The following is a 19,107-nucleotide window of genomic DNA, read 5'->3' as shown; positions in this document are numbered from 1 at the left end:
TAATGTGAAAAATAAGGAAAAGAAGTGGTCAATTTGAAAAACTTTTTAGAATTAGGAATTAGTGAAACTTTTAATCATACATTACGTGAAAATGGAATTACAGAAGCAACACCAATTCAAGAGCAGGCAATTCCTGTTATTATGTCAGGTAAAGATATTATTGGGCAGGCGAAAACAGGAACGGGTAAAACATTAGCATTCGTGTTACCGATTTTAGAAAAAATCGATCCAGAGTCTAGTGATGTTCAGGCTTTAATTGTTGCGCCAACAAGGGAACTAGCACTGCAAATTACAACTGAAATTAAAAAAATGCTTGTTCAAAGAGAAGATATTAATGTACTAGCGATTTATGGCGGGCAAGATGTAGCACAACAATTGAGAAAATTAAAAGGTAATACACATATTGTTGTAGCGACACCAGGTCGATTATTAGATCATATACGACGTGAAACAATTGATTTAAGTAATCTTTCAACGATTGTACTAGATGAAGCGGATCAAATGCTTTATTTCGGTTTCTTATATGATATTGAAGATATTTTAGATGAGACACCTGGTAGTAAACAAACGATGTTATTCTCAGCAACGATGCCAAAAGATATTAAAAAATTGGCGAAGCGTTATATGGATGAGCCGCAAATGATTCAAGTACAAAGTGAAGAAGTAACGGTAAATACAATTGAGCAGCGTGTCATTGAGACGACAGATCGTGCAAAGCCAGATGCACTTCGTTTTGTTATGGATCGTGATCAGCCATTTTTAGCAGTTATTTTCTGTCGTACAAAGGTTAGAGCAAGTAAGCTGTATGATGATTTAAAAGGACGAGGTTATAATTGTGCTGAACTTCATGGTGATATACCTCAAGCGAAACGTGAAAGAGTTATGAAGAGTTTCCGCGAAGCTAAAATTCAGTACTTAATTGCGACGGATGTAGCAGCACGTGGACTTGATGTAGATGGTGTAACGCACGTATTTAACTTTGATATCCCTGAAGATGTAGAAAGTTATATTCACCGCATTGGCCGAACAGGACGTGCAGGTGGATCAGGTCTTGCAATTACATTCGTTGCAGCGAAAGATGAAAAACATTTAGAAGAAATTGAAAAAACGCTTGGTGCACCAATCCAAAGACAAATAATCGAACAACCGAAGATAAAACGTGTAGATGAAAATGGAAAACCGGTACCAAATCCTGCTCCAAAGAAATCAGATCAATATCGTCAAAGAGATAGCCGTGAAGGTTCAAGAAGTGGTTCAAAAGGTGGCCCAAGAAATAGTTCGAGAAATGATAACAATCGATCATTTAATAAGCCAAGTAATAAGAAAAGTAGTACAAAACAAGGTCAGCAAAGACGTGGACGTTAAATAGTGGTAATTGTAAAAGAGTCGCAAAATATTGCGGCTCTTTTTTTGTTTGTATAGAACAAGGATAATGGCAAGAAAAAACAAAAATTTCATTCACCGTATTTAAAACTTATAAAGGGAATTTTATAGTCCAAAACCAGCAGATCAAGGGTATTACTACCATGTCGCAATTCAAGAACAAGTGCAACTTACGTATGAACAATATTTAATCGAAAAAAATTGAGAGAAAGCTATTCGTACTAGCTCCCCTGATGATGATACGGATTATGAAGAAATCAATTGGTATAACGATACGAAAACATCTTTTGCAAACAAAGAATTGGACGATGGAGTGAAAGAAGTTCGTAACACATTCAAATGGTACGGGAATGTTATGCTGCAGTAAAAAGAACGGAACTTATTATGTCTACTATTTCGGCAGAACACTTTGGTTGAAAGGAAAGGTATTGAAGCGAGCGAATATTTTTATTACACATTCCGCAATTATTGAAATGGAACAAGAGAAGTTTATGAAGGATTTAACTCATATTGGTAGATGAGAAAATAAGGGCGTGTGAAGATTGAGATATCTTATTTACAAATTTGAATTAACAACCATTTTCGAACATTGGTCGAACGAGAAAATTATTGTTGCTGAAACGGAAAGTAAAACAAGTTATCTGTATTGGCAGCAGTTCAGAACAAAATTTATAACAATGTCGATGGCGGAATTTATGAAGTTTGTAAAGTGCGAGAATGAAGGTGTTTTTGACATCAAGCGCATGTACAGTGCAGAGCAGGCTTTTAAGAAAATGCAAAATTATCGCAACCTCCATTTCGCTTACATGGGTATGCGAGTAATACGATCGCTGGGAACTGGAAAACTCATTTGTTCGTTTTGTTCGAGGGAGAAATTGAAAAGCACAACTGTCATCATTTTTGGGAAATTGCTTATTACAATGATGAGGGCAATGTGGTCCGAAGCTACCAGAAGGTGGATATGCGGTATAAGAAAAAAGGACTAGCAGTCGTATCTGCTGTCCTTTAATAGGAGAAAAATTATTCTGGATTAGAACTACGAATAACCAGAAAACGCGCTTTAAATCAGTGTTGTCAAAGATGTAATAATCTATGCAACAAAAAGCTTAGTCGGAATTCAAAACACCAAAATGGCTTGCATTGGTAACAGGCTCAAAACTAGTATATGTAAAATGAAAAATCTCATACAAAAAGCAGACAACAATTTTGGTTGTCTGCCAGTGAGTAGAATGAGTTAGCAAATTGTGATAAATTGCATTCCCATTACGAGAAGAGTGAAGCTGCTACTTCAAAAAGCTTATTAGTATTATTTTCAATATTAAAAAACATATAGGAAAAGCAAATAAGTTAAGAACCTACCTGCTTCTACTGTAACAAAAGAAAGAAGTATTAACCGTGGATACGGCGGCTTGAAACTAGTATGTATTATTATTTGAAAAATATTCAAGGGGTGAAGAAACATGGAATGTTTGATAAATGGTTTCTATGAAATTAATCAGCTAATTAATAAAACAAAAGAGAAAAACAATGAGTAAATATAACAATAAAAAGGTTGAGCTAGATGGTTGTATCTTTGATTCAGAAGCCGAGTCTAAATATTATGAGTTGTTAAAAGAAAAGCAAGGTGCAGGTGAAATACAGGCAATCGAATTGCCACCATGGTTTGTTCTGCAAACAGGTTTTAAAAAGAATGGAAAACGATTTGATGCAATTACATATAAAGCAGACTTAATGATCTATTTGCCAAACGGTGATGTGGAAGTCATTGATGTGAAAGGTGTATTAAATGACACTTTTAGTATTAAAAAGAAAATGTTCGAATATTATTTCCCACATTTGTCGCTTGTTGCATCTTGATTATATAACGTTAGCAGAACAAATAGTACAAATGACAGCAATCTGAACAAGTGTTTTACGTTGCATTTATATATATTAAGTTTTTTTATAAATGCCTTAATTAATATATAGGAGGAGTTACGTTATGCTCTGGCTAGGAAACATTATAGGATCCGTATTAGTTTCGTTTGTTACTTGTGGTATACTCTATTTTGGTTTTAAAGCAGAAGAAAATAAAATAGCGGCTATGCAAAAAAATAATGATGGAAATAAAGTTTAATACAATTTGAATTTTGTTAAGAAACATACAATTTGTCTATAATGTATATTAATTTTCAGATTTCGGATTTGCTTAGTAAATAAAAAGTCTCTTCAATCGGATTTAAAGAGACTTTTCTTTCACATATCATAGCAATTTAGCTCTTGTTAAATTAGGATTTAAGTTCATTCTAAGATGTTTAGGGCGTACCGATAGTTACTGCCAGCAATGCAGCAATTCTATCTAAAGCTTCCTGTACTGTAGTAGGAGGAAGAGGAGCCCAGTTTGCTGGATTATTAGGTGTGTAAGCTAAATCGAAAGCATCATCAACTCTAATTAAAGATGTATTTGTTCCTATAAGATTTATTCGGGAACGAATAGGTAATGAATCAACTGTCGCTCTGACTCTTGTAATAACGTTATTAGCGCCGTTGACAAATAAATTTCCTGAATTAGGGCTGGGATTGAAGATGTTTTCTGTAATAGCAAAGCTGGTTAAATTTAAGGGGTCAATTGGAATATGACCAGGTAGCACATTAATAATGACATTACCATTTATTCCTCCACCAACTAAGTTGACTTGGGTATCTGTAGTTGCTTGCGAATTAATAGTGATATTGCCACTAGAAACGAACGAAGCAAACATTGCCATGTTAATTCCATTTTGAGTATAACCAGCGGATAACATTGAATCACGGATATTCACTTGATTCACAGAAGTCGATAAAGCTGTGAATATAGGAGCAGGGGTTATATTAACGGTAACAAAGAATAATTTACCTGAAACACTTTGTGCCGTTTGAAAGTTAAAATCAAGAGGCGCACTTAGTAATGTCAGATTAACAAACCCAGATCTAGGATCCTGGGAAAAGTTCAAATCAAACCAAGACGGATCATTTATATCGAAAGGAATTTGTAATCTAGTCAATAAAGTACTAGTTCCTACTAATTGAACGTTAGCTTTTAAATGAATTAATGGTTCAATATAGTTACCAGGTCCAATAGAGATAGCATAACGTTTAGTTATATTTAAAGGATCCGGAAATGGTGCTATAGCATCTGTTATTGATGCCATTGCTGCAGTCACTGTTAGAAATGGTGCGCATTCAGAACCATCAGCAGTAGCGTCATTACCAGCTTTGTTTACATAAACAATTTGAGTGAAAGGTGGTAGGGGTTCTATACATCCAGGTCCAGTAGGCCCAGTACTTCCAGTAGGCCCGGTAGGTCCAGTGGGTCCAGTAGGCGCCCGGTAGGTCCAGTAGGCAGTGTGAATGGTGGAATAGCTGGTAAAGTAGGTCCGAGTAAATCAGGATTTATTAAAGCGGAAGATAATAACTCGTCCATAATAATTTCACCTCTAAAAAACTAGTATTTCTAATAATAAATGCGGAAATAGAGAAAAGTGAAATGGACAAGTGAAAAATTAGACAACGGAATTTTCGCAAAAGTATTATTTAACTGAAAAGAGCACCGACAGAGAGTGTGGTGCTCTTGGACCAAGGACTATATTTTGTATTTTTTAAAGTCCATATAAGTATATGAATTTTACAAATAAATAGTGAATTTATTTTCACTAAAATTCTTATTTAAATACAGAAGCCCTAGGATTAGGGGTTCAAACCTTGGTATATTTCACGCGACATTAAAAAAAGAAAAGAACCCTCTATAATAAAGAGTTCTTCAAGTGATTTAATCTATTAATTGCACTCATGGTAATATTCATCACATGAATCGTTATTATCGTTACAGCAGATACAAAATGTTTTTTGAACAAATAAACTAACTATACTAGTAGGACCTTCCTGTCTTGTAAGAGTAAGACTTTGAAAATCTTCAACTTGAAATATTTTTGTTTGAACGGGTTGTAATGTAGTAGTAATTGGTATACTAGATTTTCTTGTTAGAATAGTTACTTGAACGGGTGCACTCATACCAACAACAAATAACTGGATTAATGTTTTATTGTGATTGTTTGTAAAATCCTCAAATACAGTTTGTGGAGTGGTAGTTTCAAGGAAAACAGATACAGGTATATTTCCATTTGCATTTTCTTCAGAACCTGCAATTGTATGCGTCTCAATAAAACAGTTGTTTTTTTGATTGCCCGAATGTGACTGTTTTTTATAATACTTTTTACCGTCTTTATAAAAGTAATCAGCCATATGAATGTAAAGCTCCCTTCTTTTAGATGTCTATATAGTTTATTTAATAAAGCGAAGTAGTGCTTGTACAACATTATAAAATCCGCTCTCGTAATTACTTAAAAATGTTATTTGAAAATTAAAGAGCGCCATCCAAGGTACTCTCGGCTAAACACTGATATTGAAAAAGAATACAACATAATATCGTATGTATGCTTCTGAGGGATGTGCGGATTTAATATAAAATAGTTATTGGAATGAAATGAAGAGTAACCAATGGTTTATTAATGAATATATAGTGAGTGGAGTCATGGTTGAGGGGCCAGATTATGATGATTCCTAATATAAAAAGAGAGCTAGAAGGCCCTCTTTAATAGTTGTTGTATTCTCCAGAAAAAAGGAAATTTTCAAGCGTATTAATGTGTTAAAAATTTTGTGAACATGAAGTGCAAGGTCCACCAGTAGGTTGAAATACAACATTGTCAACAAAGGCTGTTGCGCCTTCACCACCTGTAGCAGTATTTTGGAAAGAAATACAAGCTATAGTCACAGTAGCAGGTATACACACAACAAGAACATAATGTTGGAAAAGAGATTGTGGTTGATTCATAACTGGTACAATATGTGGAATGTTTGATGGACCAAGAGTTGCAGGGGCTGGGGGACATGCTTGCCCAAGTTCTGGAAAAGATACAGAAGCTATAAGAAATGCACCATCCCTTACATCTGCAGCAAATGAAAATGTAAAACAACAACCTTCGTCAACATCAACTGTTTGATTAATACTTCCACCTGGACCAATTGATGCAGCTAAGAGACTAAATGACCCATCTGGCAGAAAACGACCACTATGAACGTTTGGAAAACCTACTTCTGAAACAGAACCGACTTGATTCCAACCTGGAACTGGATCTACTCCTACAGGTGGTATGTCAAATCCAGGGTTGTTAAGAACATTATTACATGGACAACATCCTACAGCAGTTGGTCCAGTCGCTCCGGTCGGCCCAGTTGGTCCGGTCGGCCCAGTTGGTCCAGTCGGCCCAGTTGGTCCAGTTGGTCCAGTTGGTCCAACTTGAGGTGGGGGTACAGGGGGGAGAAAACAATCACATGGAATATGAAATTTCTTTTTAAATTCACTCATTTTTACACCATCCTTATCATTCATTCACCCACTTACACACTACAACTTATGAATTGGTTAACACACAAGTATAAGAAAAAGGCCCTTGAAAATTAAAATAAATAAAAAATTAAGCCCTTATGTCACAAATATAAACCCATTCCATAATATATAAGGAACATGGGTTCACTCCAAAAAGCTTTTAATATATATAAGGGAGTCCGCTTCCTAAATCAATACCGTTGAACCTGTTGCTTCTGTTGGTAAAGTGAATGACGAAAAATAGATAGGAGTGTTGAATCGATTAAACTTGATTTAACTGCAGTTCCATGTAAAACAATATTTTCTTCATTCATACCTTCATCTCCTATGATTGCTCGTCATAGGAGGTGAAGGTAGCAAAAAGCAAATCATGAAGTTGGAAAGCAATTATATAAAAGGGCAAGGATTGTTAAGGGGAATTAAAGAATGTATCGTAGTGAATGGAAAATACAAGAAGAATTATACGATTATAATGGTTGGATAATATACGATGGTGAATGGGTTGAAGTGGACAAGCGTTTTTATTTTATAAATTAAACAAAAATTTCATTTAATAAGTATTCAAAAATCAAAAAAGAGCACTCAATAAAGTGCTCTCGTGACGAGATTCATTTTGTAATGACTATTTCAAATTATAAAGAAAGGAACACAGAATATTATATGTGCGTGTAGTCAATTGAGTTCGTTTTTTACAAACAAAGAGCAGCTAGAAAAAGCTAACTGCTCAATACAAGGAGATACAGGGAAAACTACTTTAAATGAGATTTGGCATACAGCCTACATACAGTATTGACCGAATATTTATTTTAAATCCAATTTATTTAAAGTAAACATCCCAACAGATAAAATGGCTGCACCTGCTGCAGAACCTAACCAGTCTCTCCAGCCTAATGAATTTAAAGGCGTATCTGTTAAATCCATAATTAAGAAGATAGCAAACATTAATACACCAAATGCTAAGCATCCCCAAAATGTTTGCAGATATTTAATCATCTTCTTTCGGAACTTGCTCATATAAATCACCCATTATTAATGTTTTGTATTTTTATAAACAAATTATTGTATATATGAAAATTAAAAGTACGAAATATGCAATATTGCATATTTAACAAAATAATCCATTCATAAGTAAATAGATCGAACTGAAGAGAACCGTATCATATGAATCAATTGTCATTTTTTGAAGCCATCGATGAAAAAAAGGAGATACGTAGACTTGTGGTGAAGGAGCTGAAAAACTACAAAGCATTGTGCGTCCGGATGAAGAATCAAGAAGAACAGGATCAAGCGGGGGTATCGTTCTTTTTCCTAAAATAAAAGGTGACGATAAGAAACATGAGATATGTTTTAAATAAATTGAACAGACGTTAAAAAATAAAAATTTATAAAGGAAATAGAAAGGAAATAGAAAGTAAGATGTTGTATATGTACGATAATAGGAAACTTTTTACTAACTAAACATATAATTTAAATAGACCGACAGTCGGTCTAGTGGGAAGGAGAACGTGAATGCGCATTGTAAAGGAGTATGAGGAGCGTAGAAAGGAAATTTTAGAAACTGCTGAACGTTTGTTTATTACGAAAGGTTATACGAAAACAACAGTAAATGACATTTTAAAAGAGATAGGGATAGCAAAGGGGACGTTTTATCATTACTTTAAGTCGAAAGAGGAAGTAATGGATGAAATTATTATGAGGATTATTAAAGAAGATGTTGCAAAAGCGAAAGTAATCGTCTCTAATCCAAATATCCCAGTATTAGAAAAGTTATTTCGAGTTTTGATGGAGCAATCGCCAAAATCAGGAGATATAAAAGATAAAATGATTGAGCAATTTCATCAACCAAATAATGCAGAAATGCATCAAAAAAGTTTAGTACAATCCATTATTCATTTATCTCCTGTATTAGCAGAAGTTTTAGAGCAAGGAATTGAAGAAGGTATATTTTCTACTCTATACCCGCAGGAAACGATTGAATTATTAATTTCCTCAGCGCAAGTCATATTTGATGATGGGTTATTTCAATGGAAACCGGAAGAAATGATGAGAAGAGCCAAAGCTTATATCAAAATGATGGAAGTATCTGTTGGGGCGAAAGAAGGATCCTTTAATTATATGATGGAGGTTTTAATGAAACAGAAATAATATTTTTCTGTTTGTTTATTATAGACCGACAGTCGGTCTAAATTAAAGGAAGGATGTGATTATGATGTCTATTAGTATACAACCTTCGATGAAAGATTTTTATTTAATGGTTAGTGGGCAAATTATTACTATTTTGGGTTCAACACTTTTACGTTTTGCCCTATCTTTATATGTATTAGATATAACAGGGCGTGCTGATATATTCGCAGGATTATATGCGGTAACGAGTATTCCGTTTTTGCTAGCCCCTCTCGGCGGAGCGATAGCAGATCGTTTCAATCGTCGTAATGTAATGGTTATTTTTGATTTTATAAACGCTGCGATTGTAATAAGCTTTATAGTTTTGTTATTTACTGGATCTGTATCTATTTTATTGATTGGAACAATTATGTTTTTACTAGCAGTCATTGGTGCAATGTACTCACCAGTTGTAATGGCAAGTATTCCGCAATTAGTTCCAGAAAAAAAGTTAGAACAAGCGAACGGTATCGTAAATGGTGTGCAAGCATTATCTAATATAGTTGCTCCTGTATTAGGAGGAATATTGTACGGCATAATTGGTTTGAAAATGCTCGTAATAATAAGCTGTCTTGCTTTCTTTTTATCTGCGATTTTAGAAATGTTTATTAAAATACCTTTTATAAAAAGAGCGCAAGAAAGTCATATCATACCGACAATTGTAAAGGATATGAAAGATGGCTTTGTATACGTTTTAAAACAACCATTTATTTTGAAATCTATGCTTTTAGCCGCATTACTAAATTTAATACTAACACCGCTATTTGTTGTTGGTGCTCCAATTATTCTACGAGTAACAATGGAAAGTAGCCACACGTTATATGGAATCGGAATGGGATTGATCGATTTTGCAACTATTTTAGGTGCGTTATCAATAAGTTTTTTTGCGAAAAAGCTACAGATGAAAACATTGTATTACTGGATGATTTTAATAGCTTTATTAGTAATACCAATGTCACTATCAGTTACGCCATTTATTCTTAATTTAGGAAACTACCCACCATTTATCCTCTTTATACTTTCTTCTATTCTAATTGCAATGATCATGACGATTGTATCCATCTATGTGATTACTGTAGTTCAAAAGAAAACACCAAATGAAAACTTAGGAAAAGTAATGGCAATTATAACAGCTGTATCTCAATGTATGGCACCGATTGGGCAAGTTGTTTATGGTTTTATGTTTGAAGAATTTAGTATGAAAATTTATTTACCTATATTAGCTATTAGTTTCATAATGATATTAATAGCGGTTGTGACGAAGAAAATATTATCGAATGAAGGGAACTAGCTTCATATGATTAGGAGAATATTAAAAAGCGATTTCTCTCAAAAAAAAATGATAATTACCATTTTATTTATGTTTATCATGCTATCGAGTCTTTTAATGGCTAGTGCCTCAAGTAGCGTTTTACATCTATTGAACTCAATGGATCAATTGTTTAAAGTATCAAGCGCACCTCACTTCGTACAAATGCATGCCGGAGAAATAAACCAAAAGTCAATTGATTCATTTGTAGCAAAAACTCCTTTTGTAAAAGAACAGCAAACGGCTGAGATGGTTCAAATAAATGGATCTAACATTTTTATTAAAAAGAAAAATCACGCAGAACATAATAGTGTAATGGACATTAGTTTCGTTAAGCAAAATAGTAAGTTTGATTTTTTATTAGATTTAAATAATAAAGTGGTCGATGTTAGGAAAGGGGAAATAGGTATACCCATTTATTATATGCAAAAATATAATTTGCGTATGGGAGATAAAATATGGGTTGTTAAAAATAATAATGAACTAGAATTTACTATTTCAGCATTTGTTCGTGATGTTCAAATGAATCCATCAATTGTTAGTTCAAAACGGTTTGTAATAAGCAATGAAGATTTCGAAAGAATAAAAAGAAATTTTGGAGAAAGCGAATATCTTATTGAATTCCAGCTAACAGACGTAGATAAAATAAATGAATTTGAAAATTTATACCAGTCATCGAACTTACCCCAAAAAGGTCCCTCTATTACGTATGCACTCTTTAAAACACTCAATTCATTAACAGATGGAATAATAGCCGCCGTACTTATCATAATAAGTGCATTATTAATGTTAATCGCAATGTTATGTATTAGATTTACGATCATTACTTCGATGGAAGAAGATTATCGGGAAATTGGTGTTATGAAAGCTATCGGCATTACAAGTAAAGATATTCAAAAACTATATGTAACAAAATATGTTGTTATTTCAGCTGGTGGATGTATATGTGGATATATACTTTCACTATTTGTTACAAAGATATTCACTTCTAATATCACTCTTTATATGGGGGCGGCAGATAAAAGTATTTTACACAATGTTGTGCCATTAATAATCACAACATTGTTATTTTTAGTCGTTATCCTGTTCTGTCGTATCATTTTGCGGAGTTTTAGGGAGATTACAGCAATAGATGCTTTACGATCAAGAGATAAACTAGGGAAAAGAAAGATTAGAAACTCCTTTTCACTCAATCGATCTAAATTTAAAAATGTAAATATATTTATTGGTATACAAGATGTTATAAAAAGATTTAAGTTATATCGCGTATTAAGTATCGTTTTCATAATAGCCGTACTCATGATTGTTGTACCAGTTAACTTTTTATATACGATTCAGTCACCGAAGTTTGTAAATTATATGGGAACAGGAAAAAGTGATATTCGAATAGATTTACAGCAATCTGAAAATATAGAGAAACGATTTAAGGATGTTATTTCATATTTGCGAAATGATGCAGAAGTAGAAAAATATGCAGCATTTGTAACGAGTACATTTAAAATGGTAAACGCTGATGGTACACATGAAAACTTAAATGTAGAAGTGGGAGATTTCACTAAATTTCCATTAGACTATATTCAAGGTATGGCACCAAAAAACGAAAATGAAATTGCTCTTTCTTATATGAACGCAAATGAATTAAAAAAGAATGTAGGGGATAGAATCATTTTATTTGTAGATGGGAAAGAGAAAACGCTAACTATTAGTGGTATGTATCAAGATGTAACCAATGGTGGGAAAACAGCTAAAGCGAGTTTTTCTTATAATAATGAAAATATATTATGGTATGTAGTAAATGTAGATTTGAAGCCTACTGTGGATTTGCAAGAAAAAGTGAAGGAGTATAAACACAATTTTCATTCAGCAAAAATAACAGATACGGATGATTATTTAACGCAAACTTTAGGAGAGACAATTAAACAATTAAGACTCGTAACTCAAGTGGCAATTTTGATTGCGATATTGATATCAGTTTTAATTACTGCAATGTTTTTTAAAATGTTATTGGCAAAAGACTCCTCCCAAATATTAATAATGAAAAGTATTGGTTTTTCTAGCAAAGATATTCGTATACAGTATATAACACGCTCTATTGTCATTGTATTATTAGGCATTGTGACAGGGACATTTATAGCTGCTACGTTTGGTGAGATGTTAGTAAGTTGGTTGGGCTCATTTATGGGAGCAGCTCATATAAAGTTTGTCGTGAATCCTATCGTTTCTTATGTAATATGTCCAGCTATATTATTTATATCTGTGACAGCAACAACACTTTTCAGTAGTTTTACTATGAAACAGACAAACGATGTAAAGCCAAATGGAGAGTAGGGGGTGTGTAACTTGAACAAAATTTTAGAAGTTAAACAATTAAACAAAAAATATTCCATAGATGGAAATGCAACTTATCATGTGCTAAAAAATATAGATTTAGAGATTTATGAGGGAGAGTTTGTATCGGTCATGGGGCCTTCGGGTTCTGGGAAATCGACGTTACTATATACGATTAGTGGAATGGATCAAATATCATCAGGAAGTGTGAAAGTTGATAGGAAAGAAATATCATGTATGAAAGAAGAAGCGTTAGCCGCATTGCGCCTTACTGAAATAGGATTTATTTTTCAGCAGAGCAATCTTCTTAGAAATTTGAATTTATTTGATAATATTATTTTGTCCGCTTATTTAGCGAAACGTGAGAGTAAGAAAATAGTAAATAAGCGTGCTCTGGAGCTAATGGAGAAAATGGAGATAAGTGATATAGCGTCTCATTATATAACCGAAGCATCTGGAGGCCAATTACAAAGGGTCTCTATATGTAGAGCACTCATCAATAATCCGAATATTATTTTTGCAGATGAGCCAACTGGTGCTCTAAATTTAAAATCAACAGAAGAAGTAATGCAAATATTATTAAATATTAACCGTGATGGGACTACAGTTATGTTAGTGACTCATGATGTAAAGGTAGCAGCGAAAACAGAAAGAGTTCTTTTTATGGTGGACGGAGAAATTGTTAGTGAAATACAGTTAGGTAAGCTTAGGAACGATGATTTAAAAGCACGAGAAGAGAAGTTGTTAAAATGGTTAACTGTACTTGGATTTTAAAGATAAAAACTCCTATTGAATGTAGGGGTTTTTCTTTGTCTGAAAGTTCAAAAAGATATATAATAATTTTCTGACTATTAAGTTTTGGAGGGATACAAATGAAAAATGAAACGTTGCACACACAAGAAGATATTATTAAAATGCTTGATTCATTATTAAGACCGGCAGAACCATTTTGGAATGAATTTTATGCGAATAGAGAAAAAGATGTTCCGTTTTTTGAAAATGTTCCAGATGAAAACTTAGTTTCATATATACAAAAAAAGTGGGTTTCAAAAGGAAAAGTACTAGAACTTGGATGTGGTCCGGGTAGAAACGCAATTTATCTAGCAAATGAAGGATTTGATGTAACAGCAGTGGATTTATCTATAGAAGGGATTAATTGGGCGAAAGAAAGGGCATTAGCAAAAGGGGTAAAAATTGAATTTATTTGTGATTCAATTTTTAATTTAGAGGGTCAAAATGAATTTGATTTTGTATACGATTCGGGCTGTTTACATCATATTCCACCACATAGAAGGATACATTATGTGGATTTAATTAAAAACTCATTGAAATCGGGTGGTTATTTTGGAGTAACATGTTTTGCAGCAGGCGATTTAGATGAGCGAAATGGATCAGAAATAACAGATTGGGACGTATATAGAGGATGGAGTCTACAAGGTGGTCTTGCATATTCAGAAGAAAAATTAAGAGATATATTTGACGAGTTTGAAGTGATAGAAATTAGAAAGATGAAGCAAATTGACCAACCAAATACTATGTTTGGAGAATCATTTCTTTGGACAGCATTATTTAAGAAGAAATAAGAGAGTAGATAATTGACAAACGCATCGTTTTTATAGACAATACACTTATAGGAATGTACGTTCGGTATTTTGGCCAATGTATGTTTTACATAAATACATATCAAGGGGTTGTCTCTATATGAGTACTACAAATCAAAAAATTACAACTTTTTTAATGTTCGAAGGTAATGCTGAGGAGGCGATGAATTTTTACACGTCGCTATTCGACCAATCAGAAATTGTAAGTATCTCTCGCTACGATGAAAACGGACCTGGTAAAGAGGGTTCTGTCATTCATGCAACTTTTACGTTAAATGGTCAAGAATTTATGTGCATTGATAGTTATGTAAAGCATGGTTTTACATTTACACCATCTATGTCTTTTTATGTAACTTGTGAGACAGAAGAAGAAATTGAAACGGTTTTTCATAAACTAGCGCAGGATGGATCCGTACTAATGCCTTTAGGTTCTTATCCATTTAGCAAAAAGTTTGGCTGGTTAAATGATAAATATGGTGTGTCTTGGCAGCTAACGCTTGCGGAATAAAAATTTAAAAAGAAAAAGCGTAGCCTATTTATAGTTACGCTTTTTCTTTTTAAGAATTTTGCTTGCCGAATCTTTCACCGAGTTTAGCTAACAATTCAGGCTGATCCCCTTGGCTCATTACAACTTCAACAAAGATAAGTCGATTCATATTAAAATTTATTTTAGTTAAGACTTCTGCTAACTCTATTTCATTTTCCACTTTACATGTTAGGCTTTTTTCTTCTGATCCGAATGTGTTTGCTAGTTTCGTGTAATCCCACATTTGTATGTCATTATACGGTTGATTTTGACCGTGAATTGCACGTTCAATAGTATATCCGTTGTTATTGATTAAAAATATTATCGGTTTTAAATTTTGACGAAGTATAGTCGATAACTCTTGAACAGTTAATTGGAACGAACCATCACCAATAATTAAAATGTTGCGCCGTGATAAATTGGCGAGCTGTGTACCAAGTAGAGCGGGCAGTGTATATCCGATAGATCCCCATAACGGTTGTCCTACATATGCAGTGTTATTAGGTAGAGGGATAGCAGCACTACCAAAGAAAGGTGTTCCTTGCTCTGCAATTAAAACATCGTTTTCTTGTAAGAAATGGTATATTTGTTGCCAAAAACGTTTTTGTGTAACCATTTGAGCTTTTGGATTGAACTCTTCTGTCATAGATAGGGATTCTGAAATAAAGGACTTCATTTCAAGTGTTTCCTCTAAGCGATGTTCGATTAAATCACTTAATTGTTCTAAAACATCTTTCATTACAACTGGTCCATATGTTTTATCTATAATTTTCACAGTATAGGGATGGATTTCTATAACTTGCTCTTTCGTAAAACCTTGTGTAAAGCCGCCGGTAATAGTATCAGTTAATTTTACGCCAATACTAATAATACAGTCAGATTCATCAATTCTTTTTCGTAAGTATGGAGAACTAACATCCCCAGTATAAATTCCTATAAATTGAGGGTGTTTTTCAGGGAATATTCCTTTCCCCATACTTAACGTTGCGATAGGAAACCCAGTTTTTTCTACGAATTGATGTAAATATTCTTCCGCATGAAAACGATTCACTTCAAAATCAGCTAAAATAACAGGTTTTTTTGCACTGTTTATTATTGAAGTTGCATGTAGAAGCATTTTATCCAGCGCATCTTTATTACTTAAAACTGGTTTATGTAAAATTGGTTCCGTAGGTTTATTAATTGGCTTATTATATACATCAATTGGTAATTGAATATGAATAGGGCGTTTATCACTCCAACATGCACGTAACACACGGTCAATTTCTTCAGCGGCATGCTCAGGTGTTAATTTTGATTGTGCTACCGTGATTTCTCTATACATATTGGAGAAATGATCGAACTTTCCATCACCTAACGTATGATGAACGAGTGCTCCATTTTCCATTGCTTTAGTTGTTGGCGTACCTGTTATTTTTATAACTGGTACGTTTTCGGCATATGAGCCAGCAATACCGTTAATGGCGCTTAATTCTCCAACACCGAAAGTAGTAATAAGAGCAGCGATTCCTTTTATGCGAGCGTACCCATCTGCTGCATATGCAGCATTTAATTCATTACAATTTCCAATCCACTTTAAATTTTCATGTGCTACTACATCATCTAAAAAGGCAAGGTTATAATCACCAGGAACCCCAAATATATATTCAATTCCTAATTCGTGTAGTCTATCCAATAAATATGTACTTATAGTATATTGCGATTTCAAATGAATCCTCTCCTAATTGTGCATTGAATATTTCAATAAACTATAGAAGTTCTAATGTGTTCGTTAAAATATTCAATACTAGATTGTGGTATAATTTACATACAGGGGGAAAGTAGATGACACAACATAAAGAAGAACAGATGAATGAAGCATTAGCATTATTTTATTTTGCATATAAAACATTTACTGAAAAGCCAGATGAAATTATAAAAGAGTATGGCATACAACGAGTACATCACCGAATTTTATTTTTTATCGCACGATTTCCAGGGATAAGTGTAAATGAGTTATTATCACTGCTAGAAATAAGTAAACAAGCTCTTCACGGACCACTACGACAACTTGTGGAAAAGGGCTTAATTGAGAGTAATGAAGCTACACATGATCGCCGTGTGAAACAGTTATCTTTAACAGAAATAGGTGTAGATTTAGAGAAAAAATTGAGCGATGTTCAAAGACAACAGATGAGTGCTATTTTTTCAAAATTTGGTGAATCGTGTGGAGAAAATTGGCATCAAGTTATGAATGAAATGGCAAATAGTCGATCAGGTTTTGATGCTTGGATATCAAAACGAGAAGTTGCAATCGATCAGAAATAAAATAATAAGAAATATATCTGTTTTTATAGTTTGAAAAAGAACAAATTTTATCCATACATTTGGCAACTATGGATTGGTCATAGAGTGAATGGATAAAAAGATACATTACTAGATACTTTATACGTGTACGCAATGGAACAATAAAATTCACATTTCCGAGAGGGGAATTATTATGATAAAACTTGTACTTATTCGTCACGGACAAAGTTTATGGAATCTTGAAAATCGCTTTACAGGATGGACAGATGTAGATTTATCAGAGAATGGATTAAGTGAAGCGAGAGAAGCAGGAGCGATATTAAAGAAAAATGGATATAATTTTGATGTAGCTTATACATCTGTATTAAAACGAGCAATTCGGACTTTATGGATTGTACTTCATGAGATGGATCTTGCTTGGGTACCAGTACATAAATGTTGGAAGCTAAATGAAAGACATTACGGTGCATTGCAAGGGTTGAATAAAGATGAAACTGCGAAAAAGTATGGTGAGGAGCAAGTTCATATTTGGAGAAGAAGTATTGATGTAAGACCACCAGCTCTTACTGAGGATGATCCTAGATATGAAATGAATGATCCAAAATATAAAGCACTTAAAAAAGGTGAGTTTCCATTGACTGAATGTTTAGTGGATACGGAGAAAAGAGTACTTGATTATTGGTATTCAGAAATCGCGCCGTCATTAAAAAGTGGTGAAAAGGTAATTATTTCATCACACGGTAATACGATTCGTTCGCTAGTGAAATACTTAGATAACCTTTCAAGCGATGGTGTTGTTTCATTAAATATTCCAACGAGCATTCCACTCGTTTATGAATTAGACGATGATTTACGTCCGATTCGTCATTATTACTTAAGTATGGACGGAGAAGTACCAGAAGGGGAAATTCCGAAACATATTTCTTTTTAACATGAAAATTTGAAACGCATGCTTGTCTACATATACAATGTAGATTCATGATAAAGTGAAACTTTAATCAGTGGGGGTTCATCCCCCATTGATTATTAGTTGAACCAATCGGGCTTTTATGGGCAGTTGATCCCCTACCTAACTTCTATGCTTTTGCTAAATTTTCAGGTGGGGGTCTTACTGCCCGTTAATGCGGGGTAAAAGACGTGGTACCTTCTAATGTATATGCGATATTGCTAAATTTAGAAGCTTGTCCACGTCTTTTGTAATAAAGAGGGCTGCTTGTGCATGTAATGATATCGTGAGTAGTTTTTGAATGGAGGGTGATGTCATTGGTGATCTCTAACATTCGAATCGGCTTATTTATTTTAGCAATCGTTTTTCTCGTTCTTGTGTTCTTTTACTGGAGAAACGAAGAGTTGTACGAGGAGAAAAAGCAACGTATTAGAAAGACTTGGTATGGGTTGTTTATAATATCAGTCACCGTGTATTTCATGATAAAAGGAATTGATTTAACCCTCTGGAAAAACCTTTTAATGTTCACTGCAATGGTTATTTTCGTTGATATCGCATTTATTTTGACACCTAATATTTCCGAAATATGGGGAGCGAAATTTAGCGATATCGGGAAGACTGTTCAATCGATAAAACGGTCATTAATTGCTTCTAAAGCAAGAGGGGAAATATATACAACAATTATTCAAAATGTCAATCCAGCAATGTTCGGTACAATGGAATGGCATACGGAAGAAGAGTATACAAAAAGCTTAAACGCATTTTTAGATTCGTATGGGGAAAAGATTGGTGCGAAAATTGTTGTATTTGAAGCGGCAAAGGAATTAAATACTAACTTTCGCGGTATCCGTTCTCAATTTAGTATTATCGTTCCGTTTGAACACATTGAGCAGTTGAATGAGCAGAAAGCGGTACAAGTAGAAAATGTCGGCATTATACCAGCAAAAACTGTGAGTGATGTTTTCATTGTTATTGATGGGAAGAAAAATAATCTGCAAGATCGAGATTTTGAAAATGTATATAATTTAACAATACATCATAGTTATTTTAGTAAATAAGGACAGAAATTTTTTCTGTCCTTTTCACTTATACATAAAGGTAAAGCGAATTTAGACAAACTTGTATAAAATCGGACAATCATTCCTACACTAGCACGTAGAG

The 19,107-nt window shown here is 33.7% G+C and carries 17 protein-coding genes and 1 pseudogene; 13 read left to right on the top strand and 5 right to left on the bottom strand.

Annotation, left to right across the window (positions count from 1 at the left end):
• The first annotated feature begins 24 nt into the window (after positions 1-24).
• From QEP67_RS15615 to QEP67_RS15605, 3 genes are all read left to right on the top strand, one after another.
• Positions 25-1,365, top strand: a complete 1,341-nt coding sequence (locus QEP67_RS15615) for a DEAD/DEAH box helicase (RefSeq protein WP_002108293.1) — start codon at positions 25-27, stop codon at positions 1,363-1,365.
• Positions 1,366-2,910: 1,545 nt separating this feature from the next.
• Positions 2,911-3,240 carry a DUF1064 domain-containing protein gene (locus QEP67_RS15610; RefSeq protein WP_000049836.1) on the top strand — a complete coding sequence of 110 codons (330 nt, stop codon included), beginning with the start codon at positions 2,911-2,913 and terminating at the stop codon, positions 3,238-3,240.
• Positions 3,241-3,364: 124 nt separating this feature from the next.
• Positions 3,365-3,499 carry a hypothetical protein gene (locus tag QEP67_RS15605; RefSeq protein ID WP_000964480.1) on the top strand — a complete coding sequence of 45 codons (135 nt, stop codon included), beginning with the start codon at positions 3,365-3,367 and terminating at the stop codon, positions 3,497-3,499.
• Positions 3,500-3,677: 178 nt separating this feature from the next.
• On the opposite strand, the pseudogene QEP67_RS15600 reads toward QEP67_RS15605, so the two are convergent.
• From QEP67_RS15600 to QEP67_RS15585, 4 genes and pseudogenes are all read right to left on the bottom strand, one after another.
• Positions 3,678-4,825 (bottom strand): annotated as a pseudogene (locus QEP67_RS15600) (exosporium leader peptide-containing protein).
• A gap of 353 nt (positions 4,826-5,178) precedes the next feature.
• Positions 5,179-5,643 (bottom strand): hypothetical protein, encoded by a 465-nt coding sequence (locus QEP67_RS15595; protein ID WP_000796373.1) that lies wholly within the window; start codon positions 5,641-5,643, stop codon positions 5,179-5,181.
• 403 nt (positions 5,644-6,046) lie between these two features.
• Positions 6,047-6,766 carry a hypothetical protein gene (locus tag QEP67_RS15590; RefSeq protein ID WP_002108291.1) on the bottom strand — a complete coding sequence of 240 codons (720 nt, stop codon included), beginning with the start codon at positions 6,764-6,766 and terminating at the stop codon, positions 6,047-6,049.
• A gap of 822 nt (positions 6,767-7,588) precedes the next feature.
• Positions 7,589-7,801 carry a hypothetical protein gene (locus QEP67_RS15585; RefSeq protein WP_000033155.1) on the bottom strand — a complete coding sequence of 71 codons (213 nt, stop codon included), beginning with the start codon at positions 7,799-7,801 and terminating at the stop codon, positions 7,589-7,591.
• Positions 7,802-7,948: 147 nt separating this feature from the next.
• Between QEP67_RS15585 and QEP67_RS15580 the strand changes: the two genes are divergently transcribed.
• The 7 genes from QEP67_RS15580 to QEP67_RS15550 all read left to right on the top strand — a co-directional run bounded on the left by QEP67_RS15580 (position 7,949) and on the right by QEP67_RS15550 (position 14,696).
• Positions 7,949-8,104 carry a hypothetical protein gene (locus tag QEP67_RS15580; RefSeq protein ID WP_164085686.1) on the top strand — a complete coding sequence of 52 codons (156 nt, stop codon included), beginning with the start codon at positions 7,949-7,951 and terminating at the stop codon, positions 8,102-8,104.
• Between the two features lie 192 nt (positions 8,105-8,296).
• A complete protein-coding gene (locus QEP67_RS15575) occupies positions 8,297-8,932 on the top strand; it encodes a TetR/AcrR family transcriptional regulator (RefSeq protein ID WP_001223572.1) in 636 nt (211 codons plus the stop codon).
• Positions 8,933-8,993: 61 nt separating this feature from the next.
• Positions 8,994-10,241, top strand: a complete 1,248-nt coding sequence (locus QEP67_RS15570; RefSeq protein WP_000987085.1) for an MFS transporter — start codon at positions 8,994-8,996, stop codon at positions 10,239-10,241.
• 6 nt (positions 10,242-10,247) lie between these two features.
• On the top strand, positions 10,248-12,587 hold the full coding sequence (locus QEP67_RS15565; protein ID WP_002108286.1) for an ABC transporter permease: 2,340 nt from the start codon (positions 10,248-10,250) through the stop codon (positions 12,585-12,587).
• Between the two features lie 12 nt (positions 12,588-12,599).
• On the top strand, positions 12,600-13,361 hold the full coding sequence (locus tag QEP67_RS15560) for an ATP-binding cassette domain-containing protein (protein ID WP_001033650.1): 762 nt from the start codon (positions 12,600-12,602) through the stop codon (positions 13,359-13,361).
• Positions 13,362-13,459: 98 nt separating this feature from the next.
• A complete protein-coding gene (locus QEP67_RS15555) occupies positions 13,460-14,170 on the top strand; it encodes a class I SAM-dependent methyltransferase (RefSeq protein WP_000787483.1) in 711 nt (236 codons plus the stop codon).
• Between the two features lie 118 nt (positions 14,171-14,288).
• A complete protein-coding gene (locus tag QEP67_RS15550) occupies positions 14,289-14,696 on the top strand; it encodes a VOC family protein (RefSeq protein WP_000108375.1) in 408 nt (135 codons plus the stop codon).
• 49 nt (positions 14,697-14,745) lie between these two features.
• On the opposite strand, the gene QEP67_RS15545 is transcribed toward QEP67_RS15550, so the two are convergent.
• Entirely contained in the window at positions 14,746-16,422 is a 1,677-nt protein-coding gene (locus QEP67_RS15545) for an alpha-keto acid decarboxylase family protein (RefSeq protein ID WP_000842080.1), read from the bottom strand.
• Between the two features lie 116 nt (positions 16,423-16,538).
• Here QEP67_RS15545 and QEP67_RS15540 point away from each other — a divergent pair, with 116 nt between their 5' ends.
• The 3 genes from QEP67_RS15540 to QEP67_RS15530 all read left to right on the top strand — a co-directional run bounded on the left by QEP67_RS15540 (position 16,539) and on the right by QEP67_RS15530 (position 19,004).
• Entirely contained in the window at positions 16,539-17,021 is a 483-nt protein-coding gene (locus QEP67_RS15540; protein WP_000191898.1) for a MarR family winged helix-turn-helix transcriptional regulator, read from the top strand.
• A gap of 172 nt (positions 17,022-17,193) precedes the next feature.
• The gene (gene gpmA / locus QEP67_RS15535; RefSeq protein WP_000594134.1) at positions 17,194-17,931 is read left to right on the top strand and encodes a 2,3-diphosphoglycerate-dependent phosphoglycerate mutase; all 738 of its coding nucleotides are present in this window, start codon (positions 17,194-17,196) and stop codon (positions 17,929-17,931) included.
• A gap of 335 nt (positions 17,932-18,266) precedes the next feature.
• Positions 18,267-19,004, top strand: coding sequence for a type II toxin-antitoxin system SpoIISA family toxin (locus tag QEP67_RS15530; RefSeq protein ID WP_074650800.1), 738 nt, complete (start codon positions 18,267-18,269; stop codon positions 19,002-19,004).
• Positions 19,005-19,107: the final 103 nt, after the last annotated feature.

The sequence above is a fragment of the Bacillus cereus group sp. MS39 genome, assembly GCF_040448665.1.
GTDB classification, from domain to species: Bacteria; Bacillota; Bacilli; order Bacillales; family Bacillaceae_G; genus Bacillus_A; species Bacillus_A wiedmannii.
Note: the sequence above shows the minus strand (reverse complement) of the source record. Positions and strands in the feature narration are given on the sequence as shown.

Coding starts and splice junctions, on each gene's coding strand:
- QEP67_RS15575 (WP_001223572.1), top strand. CDS start 8,297: ATGCGCATTGTAAAGGAGTATGAGGAGCGTAGAAAGGAAATTTTAGAA.
- QEP67_RS15590 (WP_002108291.1), bottom strand. CDS start 6,766: ATGAGTGAATTTAAAAAGAAATTTCATATTCCATGTGATTGTTTTCTC.
- QEP67_RS15550 (WP_000108375.1), top strand. CDS start 14,289: ATGAGTACTACAAATCAAAAAATTACAACTTTTTTAATGTTCGAAGGT.
- QEP67_RS15570 (WP_000987085.1), top strand. CDS start 8,994: ATGATGTCTATTAGTATACAACCTTCGATGAAAGATTTTTATTTAATG.
- gpmA (WP_000594134.1), top strand. CDS start 17,194: ATGATAAAACTTGTACTTATTCGTCACGGACAAAGTTTATGGAATCTT.
- QEP67_RS15540 (WP_000191898.1), top strand. CDS start 16,539: ATGACACAACATAAAGAAGAACAGATGAATGAAGCATTAGCATTATTT.
- QEP67_RS15585 (WP_000033155.1), bottom strand. CDS start 7,801: ATGAGCAAGTTCCGAAAGAAGATGATTAAATATCTGCAAACATTTTGG.
- QEP67_RS15555 (WP_000787483.1), top strand. CDS start 13,460: ATGAAAAATGAAACGTTGCACACACAAGAAGATATTATTAAAATGCTT.
- QEP67_RS15580 (WP_164085686.1), top strand. CDS start 7,949: ATGAATCAATTGTCATTTTTTGAAGCCATCGATGAAAAAAAGGAGATA.
- QEP67_RS15595 (WP_000796373.1), bottom strand. CDS start 5,643: ATGGCTGATTACTTTTATAAAGACGGTAAAAAGTATTATAAAAAACAG.
- QEP67_RS15605 (WP_000964480.1), top strand. CDS start 3,365: ATGCTCTGGCTAGGAAACATTATAGGATCCGTATTAGTTTCGTTTGTT.
- QEP67_RS15610 (WP_000049836.1), top strand. CDS start 2,911: ATGAGTAAATATAACAATAAAAAGGTTGAGCTAGATGGTTGTATCTTT.
- QEP67_RS15565 (WP_002108286.1), top strand. CDS start 10,248: ATGATTAGGAGAATATTAAAAAGCGATTTCTCTCAAAAAAAAATGATA.